The organism is Oceanisphaera marina (assembly GCF_014643915.1).
GTDB lineage: Bacteria > Pseudomonadota > Gammaproteobacteria > Enterobacterales > Aeromonadaceae > Oceanimonas > Oceanimonas marina.
The window spans coordinates 143862-165067 of sequence record NZ_BMKE01000006.1 but is presented as its reverse complement, the minus strand read 5'-3'; the positions used below and the strand labels follow the sequence as shown (position 1 = coordinate 165067).

At 53.5% G+C, this 21206-nt stretch carries 22 protein-coding genes; 4 read left to right on the top strand and 18 right to left on the bottom strand.

Going from position 1 to position 21206, the window contains the following annotated elements; translation table 11 throughout:
* Positions 1-161: 161 nt before the first annotated feature.
* The 6 genes from carB to IEW52_RS05650 form a co-directional block, all read right to left on the bottom strand.
* Positions 162-3389, bottom strand: coding sequence for a carbamoyl-phosphate synthase large subunit (gene carB, locus IEW52_RS05675; RefSeq protein ID WP_188629096.1), 3228 nt, complete (start codon positions 3387-3389; stop codon positions 162-164).
* Positions 3390-3406: 17 nt separating this feature from the next.
* Positions 3407-4543, bottom strand: a complete 1137-nt coding sequence (gene carA / locus IEW52_RS05670; protein WP_188629095.1) for a glutamine-hydrolyzing carbamoyl-phosphate synthase small subunit — start codon at positions 4541-4543, stop codon at positions 3407-3409.
* Between the two features lie 402 nt (positions 4544-4945).
* The gene (dapB, locus tag IEW52_RS05665) at positions 4946-5758 is read right to left on the bottom strand and encodes a 4-hydroxy-tetrahydrodipicolinate reductase (RefSeq protein ID WP_188629094.1); all 813 of its coding nucleotides are present in this window, start codon (positions 5756-5758) and stop codon (positions 4946-4948) included.
* Between the two features lie 120 nt (positions 5759-5878).
* On the bottom strand, positions 5879-6490 hold the full coding sequence (gene bamJ, locus IEW52_RS05660) for a BamJ family beta-barrel-assembly machinery protein (RefSeq protein ID WP_188629093.1): 612 nt from the start codon (positions 6488-6490) through the stop codon (positions 5879-5881).
* 62 nt (positions 6491-6552) lie between these two features.
* Positions 6553-7473, bottom strand: coding sequence for an ROK family protein (locus IEW52_RS05655; RefSeq protein ID WP_188629092.1), 921 nt, complete (start codon positions 7471-7473; stop codon positions 6553-6555).
* A gap of 207 nt (positions 7474-7680) precedes the next feature.
* Entirely contained in the window at positions 7681-7941 is a 261-nt protein-coding gene (locus tag IEW52_RS05650; protein WP_188629091.1) for a helix-turn-helix domain-containing protein, read from the bottom strand.
* A gap of 413 nt (positions 7942-8354) precedes the next feature.
* Here IEW52_RS05650 and IEW52_RS05645 point away from each other — a divergent pair, with 413 nt between their 5' ends.
* The 3 genes from IEW52_RS05645 to purU all read left to right on the top strand — a co-directional run bounded on the left by IEW52_RS05645 (position 8355) and on the right by purU (position 10784).
* Complete coding sequence (locus tag IEW52_RS05645) at positions 8355-9308, top strand: OmpA family protein (protein ID WP_188629090.1); 954 nt, start codon at positions 8355-8357, stop codon at positions 9306-9308.
* A 116-nt stretch (positions 9309-9424) separates the two neighbouring features.
* The gene (locus IEW52_RS05640; RefSeq protein ID WP_188629089.1) at positions 9425-9901 is read left to right on the top strand and encodes a YchJ family protein; all 477 of its coding nucleotides are present in this window, start codon (positions 9425-9427) and stop codon (positions 9899-9901) included.
* Positions 9902-9947: 46 nt separating this feature from the next.
* Positions 9948-10784, top strand: a complete 837-nt coding sequence (gene purU, locus IEW52_RS05635; protein ID WP_188629088.1) for a formyltetrahydrofolate deformylase — start codon at positions 9948-9950, stop codon at positions 10782-10784.
* 88 nt (positions 10785-10872) lie between these two features.
* Here the strand turns inward: purU and IEW52_RS05630 are convergent, their stop codons facing one another.
* Positions 10873-11169 carry a DUF1244 domain-containing protein gene (locus tag IEW52_RS05630; protein ID WP_188629087.1) on the bottom strand — a complete coding sequence of 99 codons (297 nt, stop codon included), beginning with the start codon at positions 11167-11169 and terminating at the stop codon, positions 10873-10875.
* Between the two features lie 100 nt (positions 11170-11269).
* Here IEW52_RS05630 and yfbR point away from each other — a divergent pair, with 100 nt between their 5' ends.
* On the top strand, positions 11270-11863 hold the full coding sequence (gene yfbR, locus IEW52_RS05625) for a 5'-deoxynucleotidase (protein WP_188629106.1): 594 nt from the start codon (positions 11270-11272) through the stop codon (positions 11861-11863).
* A 73-nt stretch (positions 11864-11936) separates the two neighbouring features.
* On the opposite strand, the gene IEW52_RS05620 is transcribed toward yfbR, so the two are convergent.
* From IEW52_RS05620 to IEW52_RS05570, 11 genes are read right to left on the bottom strand one after another with little or no spacing between them, the layout of a single operon-like run.
* Positions 11937-12467, bottom strand: a complete 531-nt coding sequence (locus IEW52_RS05620) for a DUF3833 domain-containing protein (RefSeq protein ID WP_188629086.1) — start codon at positions 12465-12467, stop codon at positions 11937-11939.
* Between the two features lies 1 nt (position 12468).
* The gene (locus IEW52_RS05615; protein WP_188629085.1) at positions 12469-12981 is read right to left on the bottom strand and encodes a chalcone isomerase family protein; all 513 of its coding nucleotides are present in this window, start codon (positions 12979-12981) and stop codon (positions 12469-12471) included.
* Positions 12978-13466: a DUF2878 domain-containing protein gene (locus IEW52_RS05610; protein WP_188629084.1), complete on the bottom strand. Its 489-nt coding sequence runs from the start codon at positions 13464-13466 to the stop codon at positions 12978-12980. The genes IEW52_RS05615 and IEW52_RS05610 overlap by 4 nt, the downstream gene beginning before the upstream one ends.
* Complete coding sequence (locus IEW52_RS05605) at positions 13436-14689, bottom strand: SAM-dependent methyltransferase (RefSeq protein ID WP_188629083.1); 1254 nt, start codon at positions 14687-14689, stop codon at positions 13436-13438. The genes IEW52_RS05610 and IEW52_RS05605 overlap by 31 nt, the downstream gene beginning before the upstream one ends.
* Positions 14690-14700: 11 nt before the next feature.
* The gene (locus IEW52_RS05600; protein WP_188629082.1) at positions 14701-15420 is read right to left on the bottom strand and encodes a DUF1365 domain-containing protein; all 720 of its coding nucleotides are present in this window, start codon (positions 15418-15420) and stop codon (positions 14701-14703) included.
* Entirely contained in the window at positions 15417-16664 is a 1248-nt protein-coding gene (locus IEW52_RS05595) for an NAD(P)/FAD-dependent oxidoreductase (protein WP_188629081.1), read from the bottom strand. The genes IEW52_RS05600 and IEW52_RS05595 overlap by 4 nt, the downstream gene beginning before the upstream one ends.
* Positions 16661-17389, bottom strand: a complete 729-nt coding sequence (locus tag IEW52_RS05590; RefSeq protein ID WP_188629080.1) for an SDR family NAD(P)-dependent oxidoreductase — start codon at positions 17387-17389, stop codon at positions 16661-16663. The genes IEW52_RS05595 and IEW52_RS05590 overlap by 4 nt, the downstream gene beginning before the upstream one ends.
* Positions 17386-17808: a nuclear transport factor 2 family protein gene (locus tag IEW52_RS05585; protein WP_188629079.1), complete on the bottom strand. Its 423-nt coding sequence runs from the start codon at positions 17806-17808 to the stop codon at positions 17386-17388. Before IEW52_RS05585 ends, IEW52_RS05590 begins: the two co-directional genes overlap by 4 nt.
* Positions 17805-19220, bottom strand: a complete 1416-nt coding sequence (phrB, locus tag IEW52_RS05580; protein ID WP_188629078.1) for a deoxyribodipyrimidine photo-lyase — start codon at positions 19218-19220, stop codon at positions 17805-17807. The genes IEW52_RS05585 and phrB overlap by 4 nt, the downstream gene beginning before the upstream one ends.
* Entirely contained in the window at positions 19198-20061 is an 864-nt protein-coding gene (locus IEW52_RS05575) for a MerR family transcriptional regulator (protein WP_188629077.1), read from the bottom strand. The genes phrB and IEW52_RS05575 overlap by 23 nt, the downstream gene beginning before the upstream one ends.
* Positions 20051-21004 carry a YbgA family protein gene (locus tag IEW52_RS05570; protein WP_188629076.1) on the bottom strand — a complete coding sequence of 318 codons (954 nt, stop codon included), beginning with the start codon at positions 21002-21004 and terminating at the stop codon, positions 20051-20053. Before IEW52_RS05570 ends, IEW52_RS05575 begins: the two co-directional genes overlap by 11 nt.
* Between the last annotated feature and the right edge of the window lie 202 nt (positions 21005-21206).

Below are 21206 nucleotides of genomic sequence, written 5' to 3'. Positions count from 1 at the left end.
ATATTCTGCCTGAAAAAAGAAAACGGCCCAAGAGTAGGACCGTTCGGATATCAAAAACTCGGTACACCATTCAGTCTAAACACGCTTAACTGAATGGTGTTAGCCTTTCGGCGCCCTTGTGTTGAGAGGAGATTCGTTGGCAATAAGCTGCCAGGTATCGCTTATTGGCGATTGGCGATGCGGGCGTGCATATCCTGAACCGAAGTCACCGACGCGGTGGCATCAAACGCCATCGCCATGCAGGTGGCAATACCGCCATTCAGGGTGGTGGTATATGCCAGCTTTTGCGCCAGAGCGCCCCGGCGCAGTTGCCGTGAATCTTCAATGGCCTGGCGCCCTTCGGCCGTGTTCACTATGTAGCTGTACTCATTGTTCTTGATACGATCCAGAATATGAGGACGGCCTTCATGTACCTTGTTGACCAGTCGTGGATAAATCCCGGCTTCGCCCAACACCACCGCAGTACCGTGTGTGGCATCCAGTTCAAATCCGGCGGCCAGCAAGGCTTTTGCCAGCTCGACTACCCGCTTCTTGTCGCTCTCGCGAACCGATAGCAAGGCACGACCACTGGTCGGCACCGCCTTGCCGGCCCCCAGGTGCGCCTTGCCGAAGGCTTCGGCAAAGGTTTCCCCTACGCCCATCACTTCACCGGTCGAGCGCATTTCCGGCCCCAACAAGGGGTCTACTCCCGGAAACTTGTTAAACGGCAGCACCACTTCTTTTACCGAGAAATACGGTGGAATGACTTCCTTGCTCACCCCCAGCTCGGCCAGTGTCTTGCCCGCCATCACGCGCGCGGCCACCTTGGCCAGTGGAATACCGGTGGCTTTGGAAACAAACGGCACGGTACGCGCGGCACGCGGATTGACCTCAATCAGGTAAATCTCGTTACCCTTGACCGCAAATTGAATGTTCATCAAACCAACGACACCCAGCTCCAGGGCCAGTTTGCGCGTTTGTTCACGCATCTCGTCCTGTACTGCTTGGCTTAAGGTATAAGGAGGCAATGAACAACCAGAGTCACCGGAGTGCACACCGGCTTGCTCTATGTGCTCCATAATGCCGCCGATGACCACATCTTTACCGTCGCAAATGGCATCCACGTCCACTTCTATCGCATCATCCAGGAAGTGGTCGAGCAATACCGGGGATTCGTTGGACACTGTGACCGCTTCATTGAAGTAGCGGCGCAGGTCTTGCTCGTCGTAGACGATTTCCATGGCGCGGCCACCCAGCACGTAAGACGGGCGCACCACCAGCGGATAACCGATGCGCTCGGCCACCACCACGGCTTGTTCCATGGCCGTGACAGTGCCGTTTTCCGGTTGCTTCAAGCCCAGGCGCTCAATGGCCTGCTGAAAACGCTCACGATCTTCGGCGCGGTCAATGGCATCCGGGCTGGTACCGATAATAGGGACACCCGCGGCCTCCAACGCACGCGCCAGCTTGAGTGGCGTTTGGCCACCGTATTGCACTATCACGCCCTTGGGCTGCTCGATACGTACAATTTCCAGCACATCTTCCAGCGTGACCGGCTCAAAGTAGAGGCGATCCGAGGTGTCGTAGTCGGTAGACACGGTTTCCGGATTACAGTTGACCATGATGGTTTCAAAGCCGTCTTCACGCAGCGCCAAAGCGGCATGCACACAGCAGTAATCAAACTCGATGCCCTGACCGATACGGTTGGGGCCACCGCCCAGGATCATGATCTTGTCTTTGTCGGACGGCCTGGCCTCGCACTCTTCATCATAAGACGAATACAGGTAGGCGGTATCGGTCGAAAACTCGGCGGCACAGGTATCGACCCGCTTGTAGACGGGGAAAATATCAAAGCGGTGACGCAGCTTGCGCACTTCATCTTCCGACAGTCCCAGCAGCTTGCCCAGACGAACATCGGCAAAGCCTTTGCGCTTGAGGCTGCGCAGCAACTCAGGTGTAAGGTCGGTAATGGCCAGCTCGCTCACCTGCCCCTCCAGCCTGATCAAATCCTGCAACTGCACCAGAAACCAGGGGTCGACGTTGGTCAGCTTGAACACGTCATCCATGCTCATACCGGCGCGGAAGGCATCGCCTATGTACCAGATACGCTCGGGACCTGGCTCTTTCAGTTCATGGCGAATACGTGCCAGGCTGTCGGCATCGTGCAGATCAACCACAGGATCCAGACCGTGCTGTCCGGTTTCCAGGCTGCGCAATGCTTTTTGCAGCGATTCCTGAAAGTTGCGGCCAATGGACATCACTTCGCCCACCGATTTCATCTGGGTGGTTAAACGATCGTTGGCACCGGCAAACTTTTCGAAGTTGAAGCGCGGGATCTTGGTCACCACATAATCGAGAGCCGGCTCGAACGACGCAGGGGTGCGGCCCCCTGTGATGTCGTTTTGCAGTTCATCCAGGGTATAGCCCACCGCCAGCTTGGCGGCTATTTTGGCAATCGGAAAGCCGGTCGCCTTTGAGGCCAGGGCCGATGAACGGGATACCCGCGGGTTCATTTCGATGACCACCATACGTCCGGTATCGGGTTCAATACCAAACTGTACGTTGGAGCCGCCGGTTTCCACGCCGATTTCGCGCAAGATGGCCAGGGAGGCGTTACGCATCAACTGATATTCTTTATCGGTCAGGGTTTGTGCCGGCGCCACGGTAATGGAATCTCCCGTGTGCACGCCCATGGCATCGAAATTTTCAATGGCGCAGACGATGATGCAGTTATCATTTTTGTCGCGTACCACTTCCATTTCGTATTCTTTCCAGCCGATCAGGGATTCATCAATCAAGAGTTCGTTGGTCGGTGATAAATCCAGGCCGCGGGTACAGATTTCTTCAAATTCTTCACGGTTATAGGCAATGCCGCCGCCGGTGCCGCCCATGGTAAACGAAGGGCGAATAATGCAGGGAAAGCCCACCTCGGCCTGCACCTGATGGGCTTCTTCCATGGTGCGCGCAATGCCGGCCCGTGGGCAGGCCAGTCCTATGCTCTTCATGGCGGTATCGAAACGGCTACGGTCTTCGGCCTTATCAATGGCATCGGCGGTGGCGCCAATCATTTCTACGCCGAATTCGGCCAGCACGCCGTGTTTTTCCAGATCCAGGGCACAGTTAAGTGCGGTTTGTCCACCCATGGTCGGCAGCACGGCATCGGGACGTTCTTTTTCGATGATACGCCGCACCACTTCCCAGTGAATCGGCTCGATGTAAGTGGCATCGGCCATCTCCGGATCCGTCATTATGGTTGCGGGGTTGGAGTTCACCAGAATAACGCGATAGCCTTCTTCGCGCAGGGCTTTACAGGCCTGAGCACCGGAGTAGTCGAATTCACAGGCCTGTCCGATCACTATGGGGCCGGCGCCCAGAATCAGAATGCTTTGTATGTCTGTACGTTTTGCCATGACTCTTCCCTACTCCTTTACGCGTTGTGCTGCTTCATCAAATCGATAAAATGGTCGAACAGGCTTGCCGCCTCGCCCGGGCCGGGGCTGGCTTCGGGATGCCCCTGAAAACTGAACGCCGGCTTGTCGGTACGGTGAAAGCCTTGCACTGTGCCATCAAACAGCGAGCTATGCGTCACGCGAATGGTGGCTGGCAGGCTCGCCTCGTCAACCGCAAAACCGTGGTTCTGACTGGTGATCAACACGGTATTTTGTTCGAGATCCTTCACCGGATGGTTGGCACCATGATGACCAAACTTCATCTTCATTGTTTTGGCGCCGCTGGCCAGGCCCAGTAACTGATGACCGAGACAAATACCAAATATCGGGATATGGGTTTCCAGCAGCGTCTTGATGGCGCTAATGGCGTAATCACAAGGCTCGGGGTCACCTGGGCCATTCGACAGAAAAATACCATCGGGCTTCAAAGCCAGCACGTCGGCGGCGGGGGTTTGCGCCGGCACCACGGTCAGGCGACAACCCCGGTCAACCAGCATGCGCAAGATATTGCGCTTAACGCCATAGTCGTAGGCCACCACGTGGTAGGGCAAGTCGGCTTCATCTGGCTGGCTATGGCCCTGGCCCAGACTCCAGCTCCCCTGCTGCCAGTGGTAAGCCTCGGTGGTGCTTACTTCTTTGGCCAGGTCCATGCCTTTAAGACCGGGAAATCCCCTGGCGGCGGCCAGCGCCTTTACTTCATCCAGGTTGGCTCCGGCCACAATGCATCCCGCCTGAGCGCCTTTTTCACGCAAAATACGCGTCAGCTTGCGGGTATCTATATCGGCAATACCCACTATGTTATGGGCTTTGAGGTAGTCGGAAAGAGAATTTTGATTGCGGAAGTTGGAAGCGATAAGGGGGAGGTCTCGAATAATCAAACCCTGAGCATGAACTCGGTTGGATTCTTCATCTTCTGGATTAGTACCGGTATTGCCTATATGGGGATAAGTAAGGGTAACGATTTGGCGGGAATAAGACGGGTCGGTAAGTATTTCCTGATATCCCGTCATGGACGTATTAAAAACCACTTCGCCAACAGAACTTCCGTTGGAACCAATGGCTGTACCATGAAAGACGCTTCCGTCCTCTAGCACGAGCAACGCTGTGTTTGTCAAGACAACCTCCAAGTTAATTCATATAAATCAACAATTTACCTGGCTGTCACAGAATGGGCATAAATCGATTATAGCCACATTCTGGCTAATACTGGGCAAATTCCAACTACCTTATATAAACTCGCCATTTTCGACAAACTATTTTATAAAAAATCCTTTTTAGTGGGTTCAGCGTCACAAAAAGCACCATAAAATCGATAAAAACTGAGAAAATGGTAAACACACACCGGATAACCACATTAAATGAAAGCTTCGTGACAATTAGGGTAAAAAACTACAATAAAATGAATCAATCAAAAAAAATACAATAAAAATCAGTAACTTAAAAAAATAAAAACAAAATAAATTGACCTGAAAATCATAAAGGATCAATCTTTCAGGTCAATTTATCATCACTCAGCCTTATTTCAGGTTCAGTACATCCTGCATATCGTATAAACCAGCGTCTTGCTGTGCTATCCAGGCTGCAGCCCGTACAGCGCCATTTGCAAACGTCAGTCGATTGGAGGCTTTGTGTGTGATTTCTACCCGCTCACCAATGTCGGCAAACATCACGGTATGCTCACCGACGATGTCGCCGGCCCGTATGGTGGCAAAGCCAATGGTATTGGGATCACGCTCGTCGGTAATACCTTCACGGCCGTATACGGCGCAGGTTTTCAGATCACGGCCCAGGGTATCGGCTATCACCTCACCCATGCTCAGAGCGGTGCCGGATGGCGCATCCACCTTGTGGCGATGATGGGCTTCAATAATTTCAATATCGGTATAATCGCCCATCACCTTGGCGGCCTGCTCCAGCAACTTGAATACCAGGTTGACGCCCACGCTGTAATTGGAGGCGATGACCATGGCGGTGTCGGCAATGGCGGCCTGAATCTGCGCTTTTTGCGCGTCGTCAAAACCGGTCGTTCCAATAACCAGACGCTTGCCATGCTGTTGCGCCAGCGCAATATTGGCCAGAGTAGCCTCGGGGCGGGTGAAGTCGATAATCACATCGACCTGGTCGATAACGGCGGCCAGATCATCGGTAACCATGACGCCCAGGCGGCCCACATTGGCCAGCTCACCGGCATCAACCCCCAACATGCTCGAGCCGGAATGCTCGATGGCGGCCGTTAAGGTCACGCCCTTGGTCTGGGTCACTGATTCCACCAACACCTTGCCCATACGTCCATTGCAACCAGCTACGGCAATGCGAACCGGATTTGTCATGCTGCTCTTCCTTTCTTGTGCTTATTCATGGGTAAAGCTGAAGTTTGCCAGATAAGTATCGGCTTTCAAAAGATATTTGCGGACATAAAAAAACCGGCTAGTGCCGGTTTTTTTAATCTGTTATGCAATTTCCAGTAGTTCGACTTCGAACACCAGAGTGGCACACGGTGGGATGGCGCCAGCGCCCTGCTCGCCGTAGGCAAGGTTGTGCGGGACGTACAGCTTCCATTTAGAACCAACAGGCATCAGCTGCAGTGCTTCAACCCAACCCTTGATAACACCGTTAACCGGGAACTGAGCCGGCTCACCGCGCATGACAGAGCTGTCGAATACAGAACCGTCAATGAAGGTACCGTGATAGTGCACGCTAACGGTATCGGTAGCGGCAGGCACAGCGCCCTCGCCTTTTACCAATACTTCGTATTGCAGACCAGATTCGGTTTGCTCTACTTCTGCGCGTTCGCCGTTGGCGTTCAGGAAGTTGTCTTCGGCTTCTTTTGCTTTGGCAGACTCGGCAGCCTGCTTTTCTTGCATGCGCTGGGTAATAACCTGAAACGCACTGTTAATGTCTTCGCGAGACACGGCGAAGTCTACACCGGCGATGGCATCAGCCAGACCTTGTTGTACGGCAGACACTTCCAGACCATCAAATGACTGTTGGGTCAGTTGATCACCGATTTGACGACCAACACCGTAGCTGGCCTTTAGCTCTACTGTCTCATATGACGACATGACATTCCCTAATAGTTGGGTAAAAAAGGCATGCTAACAAAATATGACGGTCAGCAAAATGGTCAGATGGCACGCTTGGCCAATAATGCAGCACCCCTTACCCCGCCGCTGCCGCCGAATACTGCGGGCATAACGGGGGCGGGCTCCACATCTCGCATCAGATAGTGTGGCAGCCGGGCATTCAGCTCTTTATATAACCAGGCATGCTCACTCAAACCGCCGCCGAGCACCACCATATCGGGATCCAGCTGCGTCATCAGGCAACCCAGACCAGAGGCCAGAATATCCAGATACAGTGACAAGGTGTGCGTGGCGTGAGCATCGCCTTGCTGCCACGCCGCAATAATAGCGGGGCCAGACAGAGCGATCTCGGGGGGATGCTGACTCACGTGCTGATAGAGTCGGGCCAGGCCGGTGCCCGAAACATAGGTTTCCAGGCAACCCCGTAACCCGCAGCCACAGGCAAACAAGGGTAAATCGGGATAACGCGCCAGCACGCCGGCATTCACGGGGCCGTGACCAAATTCGGCACTACCGCCACGACGGCTGTTCACCAACAGCCCCTGATGTATCAAGGCACCGCCCAGACCGGTTCCCAGTGTGAGCGCCAGCGCCAAATCACAGTTGTGCGCCGCGCCACCATGATATTCAGACAACAAAAAGCAGTTGGCGTCGTTGTCCGCATAAACGGGTCTCGCTAACTGCTGTTGTAAGTCCTGTTGCAGATGTTGGCCGTGAATGGCCGGCACATTGGCAGCAAGCAAGCGGCCCTGAGCATCCTTTATGCCGGGAAAACCCACCCCCACACTACCCCGTGCTTGCCAGCGCAGGTCGGCTTGCGTTATCCATTCGCACAATAATCCCATTAATCCGGAATAAGAGTTCTGCGGCGTTGCATATACAAAACGTTCTTGCTCCTGGCCTTGCTCGTCAAACGCGGCCATGGCAATTTTGCTGCCGCCAATATCGACACCATAATACATTACATTATCCTGACTCTGGGCTACTCTCAGCGTGCGGCGGCCAGTAACGTACCGCGCCATGAGCCGCTATTATAGTGTCAAATGGAAATAAACTACCGATCTTAAGGCACCATGATGCCAGCCATACTCTGTGTGGCTTGTGTTTGCGAGTACGACTGTTTGCAAGTCCGGCGCCTGCCTTACCTGCCTGTAGTAACAACCGTGTTGTCAGCCGTCCTGCTCTGGCGCTATCTGACCCACACTTTCTATGGTCTGGCCGGTCAAGAGCCACAGCGTGTATTTATGCAGTTCGGGATGCTGGGCCAATGCCACCAAGAAGGCACCGCCAACTTCCCGATAGCCTAACTCGTAGTTCTTTAACGTTGTGGGTGGCACCTGAAGCAATTCCGCAAATTTAGGGCGGCTAAGTCCCATTACTTCTCGGATTTGCCGGATTTTTTTACCGACTAAGCTGGTATCTGGATTCATCGCTTTGCTACTCCTATCGAAGTCTTTCGATAACAAATAATCCCATCCTTGGTAACCTGAGTTTAACACCACAAAATAGACTCGTTGTGCTCTTGTCTTATTTTAACCAAAAAAAAACCAAAAAAGACTCACCTAACGCTCATCAGGAGTTAAATCTGGATAATCTATTGCGAAAGTTGCGACAATTTTAGCCCTTTAGTCTAATCAGCATCTTGTGAGCGCCCACAAAAAGCGCTAGGCTGGATTCGTGCGGGCATACTCAGCAGGATAAAACGTTCAACAAGAATGTATTCTGGATAAAAAATAAAAAGGACTTCCGCACATCACCGGCAATGAATTCCGTTTTCGTTACCACCAAGGTGATACATTCATTTCGACTCAAAGTCGAAATCTCATAAGATGAGGAAGACAACATGAAAAAGACAGTGGCTCCTTCTTTAATTGCAATGGCGATCGCTGCCGCGGGCATTTCTACCACAGTACAGGCTAACGACTGGTACCTGGGTGGTGGTGCAGGTTATGCACATCATGAAGACATCGATAAAAAAAACTCTGATCTGAATGATGAAAGTCAAGCTCTTAATGCTTTCGCCGGTTATAACTTCAATGATTATTTCGGTGCCGAGCTGGGTTTCAACTATTTTGGTAAAAGTGCAGATACCAAAGCGCTGAACCTGTCCGCGATTGGTCGTTTGCCTTTGAGCGAGCGCGTTTCTCTGTTTGGTGAGTTGGGTGCCCTGGGTTGGGATACCGATGCTGGCGCCGGTGATGACGGTGTTTCTCCCCTGGCTGGCCTGGGTTTAACCTACCGCGCGTCCGACCTGGTTGACGTACAAGCACGCTATCGCCGTATCGAAGACATGGGCGATTTGGCCAAAAATGGCTTTGAAACCGACGTAAACAACTTCATGCTGGAACTGGTACTGCACCCAAATCGCGGTGATGCCACTCCTCCTCCGGTAGCGCCAGTAGTACAGCAGCCAGCACCTGAAGTCACCTACGAAACGCGTACCGTTACCGCAGATGGCTCTATCTACTTTGCCTTCGACAAGTCTGACTTGTCTGCTGACTCTCGTGCCACCCTGGACGAAGTTGCGCGCTTCTCTCAAGAAAACCCTGACTACCAGGTTGAACTGGCCGGTTATGCCGACCGTTTAGGCAGCGCCGAATACAACCGCAAGTTGTCTGAGCGTCGAGCTCTGGCTGCCAAAGACTATCTGGTACAGCGCGGTGTTGCTGCGCAAAACATCCAGACCGCCTGGTACGGTAGCGAGCTGGCTGAAGGCGTAACGGAAGAAGAACGTCAGTTCGACCGTCGCGTAGATGCAAAAGCACAAGCCACTATTCAGGTTGAAATCATCGAATAACATCCTTGATAGACAATTGTGTTAAAAAACGGCTCTTTGGAGCCGTTTTTTTTATTTTACCTGTTCGCCTCCATGGCATACTGTGCCTCTTTTATTGCGGTTGCTCAGGATTCATCATGCTTTGCCATTGTTACAGCCAACAGCCATTTTCCCAATGCTGCCAACCCTACCTCGACGGCGTTCAACCCCCCCCAACTCCCCTGACGCTGATGCGCTCCCGCTACAGTGCCTTTGTATTGGGGTTGGGTGAATACCTGCTGCACAGCTGGCACCCTGAGACCAAGGGCAATTTGACGGCTGACGAATTAACAAATCTGGGGCTGAATACCGAGTGGCTTGGACTGACCATTGTATTTGCCCGTGGTAACGCAACAGATCTGGTCGGGGTAGTCGAGTTCAAGGCACGCTACCGTGAAAAAGGTCGTGTCGTCACCCTGCATGAACGTTCTACGTTTGAGCGACTGAACGAACGCTGGCTGTACCGTGACGGTCAGCTGAATCCGCCCAAAATTGGTGCCAACCAGGCGTGCCCTTGTGGCGCAACCAAGGGCGGCACCGCTAAGAAATACAAACATTGTTGTGCCACGCGCTAAGGCACACTTCACTTTTTATTCTTTTAACTACTGATAGAACAATATAATGGAACGAAAAATACTGCTGACTCACTGCCCCGACGCGAAGGGACTGATCTCTAAAATCACCAATATCTGCTATAAGCACCAGCTGAATATCATGCGTAATGATGAGTTTGTTGATTATGATAATGGTCACTTTTTTATGCGCACCGAGCTGGAAGGCTACTTTAACGATCACACCTTGCTGGCAGATCTGGACGATGCCCTGCCCGCAGGCAGCGAGCGCCGCCTGGTGCCGGCCGGTAATAAGCGAGTGGTGATAATGGTCACCAAAGAAGCGCATTGCCTGGGAGATATTCTAATCAAGCAGTTTTCTGGCGCCATGCAGCTGGATATTGCCGCCGTGATCGGCAACTACGATGCCCTGGAAGATCTTACCGAAAAGTTCGATATTCCCTTTCACAGCGTGTCTCATGAAGGCCTCAATCGTGTTGAGCACGAGCAGAAGATGGTCGAAATCATTGATGAGTATCAACCCGATTATGTGATTCTGGCCAAATATATGCGCATTTTGAGTCCCGACTTTGTGGCCCGTTACGAGCAACGTCTGATCAATATTCATCACTCATTTTTACCGGCCTTTATCGGTGCCAGCCCCTATCGTCAGGCCTACGAGCGCGGCGTGAAAATGATTGGCGCCACCGCGCACTTTGTCACCAACGAGCTGGATGAGGGCCCGATCATCGAGCAGGACGTGATCCACGTAAACCATGTGTTTAGCGCCGAAGATATGGCCAAAGCCGGCCGCGATGTGGAAAGATCGGTACTGAGCCGTGCACTGAATCTGGTGCTGGAAGAAAAGGTATTTGTCTACGGTAACAAGACGGTGGTGTTTAAGTAATTCGGGGAATGGGGAATGGGGAATGGGGAATGGGGAATGGGGAATGGGGACATTGGATCACCAGCCCCTGCTCCCCAATCCCGCGGCGTCAGCCGTGCTGGTGGCTTTTCTCGAAGGCTGCCTTCTGCTCTGCTGTGGCTTCCTGCTGATATTTCGCTTTCCACTCTTCATAGGGCATGCCGTAAACATGCTCGCGGGCCTGGTCATAATCCATGACGACATCCTGTTCTTGTGCCGCCGCCAGATACCACTTGCTTAAGCAGTTACGGCAAAATCCGGCCAGATTCATCAGATCGATATTTTGCACGTCTTTACGCTTGTCCAGATGCGCCAGCAGTGTACGAAAGGCTGCGGCTTCCAGTTCGGTTTGAGTTTGCTTATCCATTTTACCTTCTCCATTAGGGACGATTGATGCCATTATAGCGATATCGTTTGCAACAACCCATCTCTCGACACACAGGTAGGTGTAGATGACACACGAACATATGAAACGCAGCCATTTTTTCGCCCATATGGCGCGCATGAAGCTGATTCAGCGCTGGCCCCTGATGCGCAGCATAGCGCAGGAAAACGTTGCCGAGCACAGCTTGCAGGTGGCCATGGTGGCACACGCCCTGGCGGTGATCAAAAACACCTTTTATCAGGGCGAGCTGGATCCTGCCAAAGCCGCCATGCAGGCGCTGTTTCATGATGCTAGTGAGGTATTGACCGGTGACTTACCGACGCCGGTCAAATATTTCAATGAGGATATTTCAAGGGCTTATAAAGAAATAGAAAGCAATGCCGAACAAAGCCTGCTCGGCATGCTGCCCGCCGAGCTGCAAGCCGCCTACGCCCCCTTGCTCTGCGGCCACCCCCAGGACGAGTACACGCACCTGATCAAGTCTGCAGATATTCTGTGTGCCTACTTGAAGTGTGCCGAAGAACTCAGTGCCGGCAACAAGGAGTTTGCCGCCGCCCAAAAACGCCTGGCCACCATGCTGGATGCCCGCATGAACGATGAAATCCGCTATTTTCTCGAGGTGTTCGTGCCCAGCTTTTCGCTATCACTCGACGATATTTCCAGCCCCGAATTTTGATGACCACAGCGCCGAACGCCCCGCACCAGGCGACCAGCTAAAAGGAAAACATCCTATTTTGTTGGGCTTGGCGCTAAATGTGACGCTCTATCCAGAGGGTCACTTCGCCGACCTTGAAACCCCATTTGGTCATCTCGGCGCGATTGAGTACTCGTTTTTCATCCAGCTGATACATCCAGTCGTTGAAATCGATGTTCCAAATCTTACCTTCTACCGGCACCGCCAGCGTGTAGCGCCAGTTAAGAGCAAAACCCTGGGTCTGTCCCTTGGCCGGCACCACCACATCACTGGCGGTACCGGTATAATGGCCGTCGGCGGCTTTTTCTATATGCCACACTCGGCGCTGTTGCTCACCGTCGTCATAGACGAAGTCTTCTTCCAGGGTGCCTTTATTGCCTTGCCAGCTGCCCACCATGGCGACCGTGAAGCGACGCAGCACCTTGCCGGATCTGTCTTGCACCATACCGTGCGCCGTCAACTCGCCATTAAAGTATTCCTCTAACGCAAAGCGCGGGTGGGTATCGGCATAATCCTCAATATTGCTGCTGCACGACATCAGCAGCAAACTCAAGGCGACCGTTACGCTTAAGACTAAAGTACGCATCTTAATTTCCTTTTAATTGACGAGTTAAACCCGGGTTTCGGCTGTTGGGCGATAACCAGATGGCCAGAAAAGCCGGCCCGAATGCAGGGTCACTAATCTCGGTTAACTCCGAGTTATTGAAGTAAAATCGACTTACGCCGTTGGCTTCTACTCTTAATGCCAGTTCGTCCCCTTTGCTGACCGATGGCCAGAATGCCGCCAGCTGTTGCTGCCAACTGGTTTTCCAGTCAATGCCCAGCCGCTGCCACTCGGTAATGGTCGCCTCCACCAAGTCTTCTTTGTCGATATTTCGCTGATAGCGCAGACTCAAGGCTTGGGGATACTGATTGGCGTTATAGCGACCATCGACACTGTAGAAACGCGCCTGATAGAGATCGAAAAACAGCCAGCTCATTTTCCCCTGCCCCACCAACGACAAATTGGTGGTCGGACTGGCCTGCAGCGAAAATGACGCACAACATACCAGCAGGCTCAACACACCCAGTACACGGGGTAATGCGAATGGTCTTTTCATGATATCTCCTTGCGCACTCGCTTATCGAGCTGCACTAACAGGGGCAACAGCAGTGCCCATAACGGGACCAGTATCAAGAGACTGAGGCTCACGCCCAGCGGCAGTGTCACCGCCTCCAGTCGCCAACCAGCCAAATACGAGCTGGGTCCGGCAATGGCGCCAGCCAATACCAGCCCCCACCAGGGTAAACGTGCCAGCCAGCGCATGCTGTGTCCCAGGGTCAGTACAAAGCCACACCACAGCAACACCAGCCACCAGGGCCATTGTGCAAACACAAAGACGCCACTCCAGGTCAGCAGGCCGTCCATCATCAGTCCGACCAACGCCAGGCTCAATACCCGCACGTCCTTGGTGCGGCTGGGGGTAAAAATGAAATGCCCCAGTAACAGCAAGCCTAACAACCAGGCGGTGGTATTTTGCCCTATCACCGCCAGCAACCAGAATCCTTCAAAGACTAACAGTTGAGCCCATTGCCATTTAGACATCTACGTGCTCCCGGCTTGACCGCCTCAAAATGTACCAGTCCGATACTGCCCTCGCGAAAGGCCCCTTCACAATAGGCGAAGTAAAAAGCCCACAGTCGATGAAAGTCCCGGCTATAACCCAGCTCTTTTAACGCCGGCTCTAATTGCTGAAAGCGGCTGGCCCAGATATTGAGGGTGTGTGCATAGTGCTGGCCGTAATCCTGTAATCGGGTCAGCGTCATGTCGGTTTGCTCTTTCAGATGCCGACACATTTCACTGACCGAGGGCAGACAGCCACCGGGGAAGATATAACGCTGAATAAAGTCCACTCCCTTGCGATACAAGTCGTAACGTTGATCGGCAATGGTAATCGCCTGGATCAGTAGCTTGCCTTCCGGTTTGAGCAGTCGATTCAAGGATTGAAAGTAGGTGGGCAAATATTCATGTCCCACCGCTTCGATCATTTCCACCGATACCAGCTTGTCGTACTGGCCGCCCAGATCGCGATAATCCTGCAGCAACAAGGTGACTTTATCGCTTAAGCCCGCTTGCTCGACGCGCAGTTCGGCATGCTTTAGCTGCTCCGCAGACAGCGTGGTGGAGGTAACGCGACAACCGTAATGCTGGGCAGCAAAACAGGCCAGGCCGCCCCAGCCGGTGCCAATTTCCAACAGATGATCACTCGGTTGCAAATCCAGCTGCTGGCAGATCAGATGCAGCTTGTGCTCTTGTGCCGCTTCCAGCGAGCTCTCGACCGAAGGAAAAACCGCCGAGGAATACTGCATCAAGGGATCCAGAAATAAACGATACATCTCATTACCCAGATCGTAATGAGCGGCGATATTGGCGCGACTCCCGGTTAGAGAGTTGCGGTTGAATCTGTGTTTTAGTTTATGCCATGGATAGCTGATCCACGCCAAACGACGCTCGAATCTGTCCAGCACCGCCATGTTGCGGGCAAATAACTGAATCACCGCGCTGAGATCCGAACTATGCCAGCTGCCATCCACCCAGGCTTCGGCGGCGCCTATGCTGCCACCGGCCATCAGTCGCCGATAAAAGCGGGGATCATGTACCTGTATATGCGCCTGCAAGCTGGCGTGCTGGTCACCGAACTCAAACACTTCCTGCCCTTCTTTAACCACCAGGTGGGCGTCTTTCAAGCCGGATAACAGAGAGAATGCCAGTCGGCGAGCCCAGCGATCCAGGCGTCGTGGTTCCGACCTGCTCAACGTCGTGTCCATATGAGCTTCCTTCAAGAATGTGGGTGATAAGGGACGCGTTTTAAAAATAATCGTAATGCCTGCCAGTAAATGCCGCGCACTATGGTCAGCGTCATCATGGGCCATTGCAGCAAGGCGGTTTTGAGTGCCTGTTGATGAAAGCCATGGCGGCGCAGACTCAGAGTGGCATCAAACAACAGATCCGGGTTGCGATTTTCGATGTGCACCAGCACCCGCTCACGGGGCGGTTGAATGCGCCAGTGATACTGCATATCCATTCCCATAAAAGGCGACACATGAAAGGCTTTGTCGGTGGGGGCGGCCTGTGCCAGATCCACCAAATAACAATGGCGCTCATTCCAGGGGGTGTTATGCACTTCCATCAGGGCATAGCGCGCCAGCTCACCCTGATAGCAAAAAAACACGTTGATCGGGCTGAAGTAGATGCCAAAGCAGCGCACTTGCCCCAGCATCACCACCCGATCCAGAGGCTCGGCTGCTCCCCCCAGGCGCGTCACTTCCTGCAACACGGCGCTTTTCAAGGGTTGCGCGGGGTCGCCCAGGTAATCGCGGCGGCGAAAACTTAACGGTGCAAAACGCTCGCAGGCAAACAGGCGACTCTGTGCCGACAGCTCGGCCAGTTCATCGAGATCCAGCGCCAGCATATAAAGGCCATAGCTGAAATGATGCGCCCGGGGCGCGTACCGGCGATGACGTACCTGACCGTGATAAATGGCGCTTTGCAGGCTCATAGGCTGATACCAAAACGGGCACACACATCGAGTGCGCTTTTTACACCGTCTTCATGAAAGCCGTTGTACCAATAGGCGCCACAAAAGTGGGTCCGCTGCTGGCCACAGATCTCGAGCCGCCGCCCCTGTGCCGTAATAGCCGCCCGGTTATACACCGGATGGGCATAGTTAAAACGGCGCAGTATTTTATCGGGGGCAATGGCATCACTTCGGTTCAGGGTGACGCACAGGGTTTCGGATGACGTTATGCCTTGCAGAATATTCATATTGTAGGTGACCGCAGGGAGCGCATTTTCTGTTCCGTCCAGCCAATAATTCCAGCTGGCCCAGGCGCGCGGCTCTTTGGGCAACAGGCGGGTATCCGTGTGCAGCACCACCTCGTTATCCCGGTATTCCAGACCCGCCAGCACCTCTTGCTCTTTGGCACTGGCATCCGTTAACAGACGCAGCGCCTGATCGGAATGACAGGCCAGAACCACCTCATCAAACGTCTCTTCACCGGCCTGGGTGGTGATGACAACGCCGGTAAGATGCCGGCGAATACCGAGCACAGGCGTGTTGAGCCGAATATCCTTGAGCGGCGCCGTCAAGGCGGGAATATAACTGCGCGATCCGCCTTTCACTACATACCACTGAGGCCTGTCTATCAGGTTGAGCAGGCCGTGGTGATTGAAAAAACGCAGAAAAAACGCCAGCGGAAAATCCCGGCTATCGGCCAATGATGACGACCAGATGGCCGCCACCATGGGCAGGATATAGTGACCGGTAAAAAATTCGGAAAAGCCGTAACGATCCACAAAGTCGCCCAGGGTATGCTGATCGCTGAGTTCGCCTTCTTTAAGTACCTTTTTGCACAACAGGTTAAAGCGCACTATTTCCGCCAGAAAACCATAAAATCCGGGATTAAACAGATTCGACCGCTGGGCAAACATCGAGCCTAGGGTATGGCCGTTATATTCCAGCCCGGTCTGTGCCTGATGCACGCTAAAGCTCATTTCGGTGGGGCTGGCCCCCACACCGATGCGGGACAACAGCTGCTGAAACAGCGGATAGGTTCGGTCGTTAAACACGATAAAACCGGTATCTACCGCCAGCGTCTTGCCCGCAACGTCAACATTTACGGTGGCCGTGTGGCCCCCGAGATAATCATTGGCTTCAAATACGGTAATGTCATGTTGTTGACTCAGTAACCAGGCGCTGGTGAGGCCTGAAATACCACTGCCGACGATGGCAATTTTACTCATGAACCACTCCTCACCATACGCTGCGACAACCGGCGCCACAGGCCATGGGGTAACCAGGACAACAGGCGCAGCACGCTTATCAAACCGAAAGGAAAACTGATTTCGGCGCGGCCTTTCGCCAAGCCGTTACGAATGGCCCGGCTGGCCTGCTCTGGGCTCACTTTGCCCGGCATGGGGAAATCATTTTTTTGCGTTAGTGGCGTGTCGACAAAACCCGGGCGGATCAAGCTCACCGCAATATGGTGGGGTGCCAGATCAATCGCCAGTGTACGCACCAGATAGTCCAGCCCGGCCTTGGAAGCACCGTAGGCTTCGGCACGGGTCAGGGGCACAAAACTGACCGAAGAGCTAACCACGGCCAGACGCCCGCCCCGTTTGATGCGCGGTATCAAGGCAGATAAACAATTGGCCGTGCCCAGCAAATTAACCTTTACCACCCGGGCAAACAGCTCGGCATCAAACTGGTGGGCATCGTCTATATATTCACAGTTGCCTGCATTGAGCAGCACCAGGTCGAACGGCGCCAATGAGGCCACGGCGGTTTGTATGTCTTTGGGCTGTTGCATATCAAAAATACAGGGTTCAAACTCGATGCCAGCCAATGCATGCATCAGCTTTTCACGATCACGGCCACAGGCCACCACTTGCCAGCCGTCGGCTGCATAGTCCCGCGCCAGTTGCAGGCCCATGCCAGAGCTGGCACCGGTAATGAATATCCGCTTCATTGGCTAAGCCTCCGTTTCAGTGTTTTGATAATGCCGCCCAGCAACGGGATCTGCTCATAAAGCATGGCACCCAGATCGAAGTAATCCTGATGAAAATCGATTTGTTCGGTAAAACGCAGGTGACTCACACCAGGCACGACGACTTCGCGCCCGCCATTCAGCCGGGGATGGGAAAAGGTCATTTGCCAGCGCACGAAGGCTTCGCCCTCTTGCTCCATCACCTGCTCGATAGCAAAGTGACAATGCTGCACCTGGCTGAACAACCCCTCGAAGTAACTGACTAAATCCGTGATCCCCTGAATATGATGAGCAGGGTCGCGAAAGAAGATGTCGGGGGCATAAATATCGGTTAATACCTGCAGGTTGGCACCGGACAGAGCTTGATATTCACGACAAAATACCGCCAGAGCCGGGCTCATAGCGCCTCCTGATCTTTGAGCGCATCAAACATGGCGATGGCATGCAAGCGAGCCCGCTTGTGATCCACTATCGGCTTGGGGTAACCGTGACCTGGCTGTTGATTATCCAGCCAGTCGTGGGGGCTGTGGATGTGCCTGGCGGGTACCTCGGCCAGCTCGGGCAGCCAGCGGCGAATGAAGTCGCCTTGCGAATCGAAACGCTCCCCCTGGGTGGTGGGATTGAATACCCGAAAGTAAGGGGCCGCATCGGCGCCGGTGCCTGCCGCCCACTGCCAGCCGCCATTGTTGGCCGCCAATTCGCCGTCAATCAGACGCGACATAAAATAGGCTTCACCCTTGCGCCAATCAAGATGCAGATCCTTGGTTAAAAAGCTGGCGACTATCATGCGCAGTCGGTTATGCATCCAGCCGGTTTCATTCAGGCAACGCATGGCCGCATCCACGATCGGATATCCGGTTTGGCCGGCACACCAGGCGGCAAAGGCTTCGCTATCCTGGCTCCACTGCAAGGCTTCCGTGTCGGGTTTGAAGGCCCGCGACATGGACAACCGCGGAAACTCCACCATTAAATGACGATAAAACTCACGCCAAATCAGCTCGTTCAACCACACAAAGCCCGGCTCGCCTCGGCTCATCGGCAGCCCTTCCAACTCGTTTTCGATGGCGGCCAGACACTGATTAGGCGATAACACGCCCAGGGCCAGATAAGGCGACAGGCTGCTGGTACCATTAACGGCCGGATAATCACGTTGCTCGCCATAGTGACGAAGATGACACTGACAAAACTCGCTCAAACGCTTGGCGGCCGCCGCTTCTCCCGCCGGCCAGTGGGCACTGGACACTTGCTCACCATCGAGTTCAATCTTCTCGACCTTCAGGGGCTTGCCCTGAGCGGCCGGGGACGGCAAGAGTCGGTAACTGTAGGCCCGCAGCTGTGCCAGCCAGGTTTTGGCAAAGGGGGTAAACACCTTGTACATGTCACCGCTGCGCGTGGTCAGACTGCCGTGCTGAAAAACACAGTCGCCATTGAATACCCGGATCGCCATCTGATCTGAGAGCGCCTGTTGCACCGCCTTGTCACGCCTGCGTTCATCAATACCCAATTCGCGATTGGCATACAGCGCATCCTGTGGGTGCTGTTGCAACCAGGTTGACAACACAGTGGGCACCTCGGTAAAGCTGTCTGCCGTTAATATGGTTAGCGGGATACCCAGTGTGGCTAATTGTTCCGCCAGGGCCTGCAAATTACGACTTAAGAAGTCTCTTTGCATGGCGCTACGGCCGTGTTGTTGCCACTGGCCGGGGCTATCGATATAAATGGCCGATACGGTGGCAGCATCCGTCATCGCTTCATGCAAGGCAGGATTATCTGCGATTCTAAGATCGGCTCTAAACCAGACTAAATGACGCATCATGCTCCCTAGTGATATTGCTCACGCGCACTGAAAATGGACGATTCAACCACCCCTGTTGCTGGTACAAGGTGCCCAGCTCGCCGACGAAGAAACAGCGTTTGGGTAAATAGGCGTCCATATCGTTAAACCAGCTCTGGCTTAAACCGGCCCCCAGGATCAGCACCAGTGCATCAAACTTGAGCCGCCCATCGGCCAGCGGCAGGGTTTGTGGATCCAACACGCCAAGATCCACACTGCGACATTCCAGCCCCTGCAGTTCAAACTGCGTTAACAAGGCCTGCTGTTCCCGCACCTGCCCCACCCTTGCCACCGCAATCACGGGCCCGGTTTTAATGGTCAACACCTGATGCAGTAACCGCATTAACAGCGCACGCGCACTTTGCTCTATCAGCTGGGCATCGGCTCGGTGTAACTGCGCCAATGCCAGCAACCAGGGCTCTATGACTCGGCGCAGTACCAACTCGGCAGGATACAGGTTGACCAGCTCCAGCAACTGCGCTTCCAGCCGCCCCAGGTTAAGCGCCTGCGCCGAGCTCATTAACTGACTCTGGGCCTGTTCCCAGTTTGAGCCCGTGATTTCGGGGCTGGGTTCATCCAGCAGGCCTTTGACCTGCCCGATACTCACGCCTTGTTCCAGCCAATGCAGAATATGGCGGATCAGGGCAATGTCATTTTCACAATATAAACGGTGGCCTTTTTCGGTACGTGCCGGCTTTAACAAACCATAGCGACGTTGCCAGGCACGCAAGGTCACCGGATTAATCCCGGTGAGGCGGGCGACGTCTCTAATCGGATATTTAGGAATAGAGTTGGAAGTAGAGTCGGGTTCAGATGCCATAACGCAGTCGTAACGCCTCCGGATGGGGATTTAAATACACCTGCTGGTGCAGATATTCATTGGGAAACTCGTTGAGATAATGGCGAAGCAAGGTAATGGGGGCCAACAACGGCAAGATACCCTGATGGTATTGGGCTATGGTGTGAGCCAGCTCCTGGCGTTGACTCGCATTAAGCATGAGCTTGAAGTAGCCCTGCAGATGCTGCAGCACATTGGTATGATTTTTTCGAGTGACCGGCTTGGCCAGCGCCAGCATCAGGCCTTGAATATACTTGTCCGCTTTTGCCATTACTTCCACCGACAAGTCGGAGAGCAAGGCACCCAGCTCTTGATAACTTTCTCTGTGATGCGCCATCAGCAGGTATTTATAGCGGCTGTGAAAGGCGATTAACCTGGCGGCAGTAATGCCTTCGTGGCACAGAGTTTGCCAATCGTGCAGGGCAAACACGCGAGTGACGAAACTTTCTCGTAGCAGTGGATCGTTAAGTCGACCGTCTTCTTCCAGCGGCAACAACGGCTGAGCCTGCATGAGCTCCTGGGTGTAAATACCCACACCTTCCTTGGCGTTTCCCTTGTTGCTTTCATGGTAAACCCGCACTCGCTCCATGCCACAACTGGGCGATTTGGCACACAGAATATAGCCACTCAGACCATCAAACTGTGGCGCCATGGTACGCCCATAATCACGCAATGCCGTTGTAACGTCTTCCCCTTTGGCCGTTTGTGCAATGACATGCCCGCCTTGATGGATCAGTCGAATACTGGGTCTGGGCGTGCCTAAACCAATCGCCATTTCCGGGCACACGGGTACAAATTCGACAAACTTGGCCAGCTGCTCGGTACAAAAGTCCGATCGCTTATGTCCGCCATCAAACCGTACTTTTTGTCCGACCAGACAACCACTGATACCAACACGGATAATCTCAGGATCAAACTTGTACATGAACACCCCTCTTGTATAACTATATGAGTAAACATAGCTGGTGTTGTACAAGAAGATCAAGTTTGTATAAGAAAAATTTCAGGACAGCAGAAGAAATACGTAATGAATGAAATGGATATTGCAAGGAGTTGGGAATGTGGGACAGGGGATCGAATGTATTCGACTTTTTTCAAATGGGTCAGCAATGGCGCCGAGCTAAAGA

Coding starts and splice junctions, on each gene's coding strand:
- carB (WP_188629096.1), bottom strand. CDS start 3,389: ATGGCAAAACGTACAGACATACAAAGCATTCTGATTCTGGGCGCCGGC.
- dapB (WP_188629094.1), bottom strand. CDS start 5,758: ATGACAAATCCGGTTCGCATTGCCGTAGCTGGTTGCAATGGACGTATG.
- bamJ (WP_188629093.1), bottom strand. CDS start 6,490: ATGTCGTCATATGAGACAGTAGAGCTAAAGGCCAGCTACGGTGTTGGT.
- IEW52_RS05655 (WP_188629092.1), bottom strand. CDS start 7,473: ATGTATTATGGTGTCGATATTGGCGGCAGCAAAATTGCCATGGCCGCG.
- IEW52_RS05650 (WP_188629091.1), bottom strand. CDS start 7,941: ATGAATCCAGATACCAGCTTAGTCGGTAAAAAAATCCGGCAAATCCGA.
- IEW52_RS05645 (WP_188629090.1), top strand. CDS start 8,355: ATGAAAAAGACAGTGGCTCCTTCTTTAATTGCAATGGCGATCGCTGCC.
- IEW52_RS05640 (WP_188629089.1), top strand. CDS start 9,425: ATGCTTTGCCATTGTTACAGCCAACAGCCATTTTCCCAATGCTGCCAA.
- purU (WP_188629088.1), top strand. CDS start 9,948: ATGGAACGAAAAATACTGCTGACTCACTGCCCCGACGCGAAGGGACTG.
- IEW52_RS05630 (WP_188629087.1), bottom strand. CDS start 11,169: ATGGATAAGCAAACTCAAACCGAACTGGAAGCCGCAGCCTTTCGTACA.
- yfbR (WP_188629106.1), top strand. CDS start 11,270: ATGAAACGCAGCCATTTTTTCGCCCATATGGCGCGCATGAAGCTGATT.
- IEW52_RS05620 (WP_188629086.1), bottom strand. CDS start 12,467: ATGCGTACTTTAGTCTTAAGCGTAACGGTCGCCTTGAGTTTGCTGCTG.
- IEW52_RS05615 (WP_188629085.1), bottom strand. CDS start 12,981: ATGAAAAGACCATTCGCATTACCCCGTGTACTGGGTGTGTTGAGCCTG.
- IEW52_RS05610 (WP_188629084.1), bottom strand. CDS start 13,466: ATGTCTAAATGGCAATGGGCTCAACTGTTAGTCTTTGAAGGATTCTGG.
- IEW52_RS05605 (WP_188629083.1), bottom strand. CDS start 14,689: ATGGACACGACGTTGAGCAGGTCGGAACCACGACGCCTGGATCGCTGG.
- IEW52_RS05600 (WP_188629082.1), bottom strand. CDS start 15,420: ATGAGCCTGCAAAGCGCCATTTATCACGGTCAGGTACGTCATCGCCGG.
- IEW52_RS05595 (WP_188629081.1), bottom strand. CDS start 16,664: ATGAGTAAAATTGCCATCGTCGGCAGTGGTATTTCAGGCCTCACCAGC.
- IEW52_RS05590 (WP_188629080.1), bottom strand. CDS start 17,389: ATGAAGCGGATATTCATTACCGGTGCCAGCTCTGGCATGGGCCTGCAA.
- IEW52_RS05585 (WP_188629079.1), bottom strand. CDS start 17,808: ATGAGCCCGGCTCTGGCGGTATTTTGTCGTGAATATCAAGCTCTGTCC.
- phrB (WP_188629078.1), bottom strand. CDS start 19,220: ATGCGTCATTTAGTCTGGTTTAGAGCCGATCTTAGAATCGCAGATAAT.
- IEW52_RS05575 (WP_188629077.1), bottom strand. CDS start 20,061: ATGGCATCTGAACCCGACTCTACTTCCAACTCTATTCCTAAATATCCG.
- IEW52_RS05570 (WP_188629076.1), bottom strand. CDS start 21,004: ATGTACAAGTTTGATCCTGAGATTATCCGTGTTGGTATCAGTGGTTGT.